Here is a 509-nt window from a genome sequence, read left to right as displayed (position 1 = left end):
AAAATTTATCGGGCGCAGGCGGCGCGGTTTACCGGGGAGTTTACTGCCGGTTTTACCGGGCTGATGCCACATTCGCGCTGAACCTGTCCGGGGCGGTGCGCCCAAGTGATGTGATGGTAAATGAAACTGGTGTGGCGGGTTCATACGTGAAAAAAGCCTCTCTATAGGAGGCGTTTTTTATTGAGTAACACTAATAAAATTAAGCAAAAAAATCACCTATTCCTGAATATCTAGAACTTATGTAATCAATTAGGTTATATATCGGCGCTGAATCTGCATTGCTTTGCCATGAGATCTGATCATATTGAATGGCCGATAATCTTAATTTTTTCTATATTAAAAAAAGCATCATGATCACCATAGTATTCAGGTATGCGATAACGGTAAATATAAAGAGTAGCGCCGTTATTTAAAGGTGATGACTGGTAGCAAGAAGTTATGGTCATTTCACTCTTAAAGTAAATAACTGAAGGAATAGAGTGTGAAAGTGACCATGTGATATTACCTTC

Annotated in this window: 1 protein-coding gene; it reads right to left on the bottom strand. The window is 40.1% G+C overall.

The window, feature by feature from the left end; genetic code table 11:
* Positions 1–299 precede the first annotated feature (299 nt).
* Positions 300–509, bottom strand: a 210-nt coding sequence (locus KCR01S_RS25535; RefSeq protein WP_218007485.1) for a hypothetical protein, incomplete at its 5' end; no start/stop codon positions are given.

Origin of the sequence: Kluyvera cryocrescens NBRC 102467, from assembly GCF_001571285.1 — a bacterium.
GTDB lineage: Bacteria > Pseudomonadota > Gammaproteobacteria > Enterobacterales > Enterobacteriaceae > Kluyvera > Kluyvera cryocrescens.
This window is presented reverse-complemented; position numbering and strand designations above follow the sequence as displayed.